Source organism: Vibrio sp. 970, from assembly GCF_033339075.1.
The window spans coordinates 1-527 of record NZ_JAWOTW010000770.1; the positions used below are offsets into that span (position 1 = coordinate 1).

Below are 527 nucleotides of genomic sequence, written 5' to 3' on the forward strand. Positions count from 1 at the left end.
AATCACGGTATCACTCGACACCCCAACCGCACTTGGTGGCAGTTCCTCAATGACGATACGTCCCCATGGCAGATTGATGTTACCTTCCACCTTCGCCAACTGCGGTGTGACATCGATGGTCATGTCCGGCTCAACTTTGATTTTGACCATCGGCGGCATATCAACTTTCAGCTCTTTTGCAAACACGCGGGCACGAGTGCGCCAGTCTTGCAAGTCACGCCAGTCAGCATCACCGGTGATTTCTAGCTTACCGTCAGGCGTAATGATCCCAGCATCCAGATCCGCTTGGTGACCTTTGAAGTTGATCACGACTTGTCCGGAGTTGATGTCGATTGGCGTCACTTCGCCTTGCAGCTTCATTTGATCGATAAGGAACTGACCATTCACTTTTGGATGCATTACATCACCAGACAAGGCCAAATCAGTATTCATATTCGCCTTGAACAAGCTGTATTCCCCGATCAACGGAGCCAAGAAGTCCAAGTGGAACGTAGAAAGCGCAACCTTACCGTCAATAGTTGGCTTCT

General features: G+C 49.9%; 1 protein-coding gene. It reads right to left on the minus strand.

From position 1 onward, the window contains the following. Window positions 1-527, minus strand: a 527-nt coding sequence (locus tag R7Q11_RS29095) for a translocation/assembly module TamB domain-containing protein (protein WP_225467335.1), incomplete at both ends; no start/stop codon positions are given.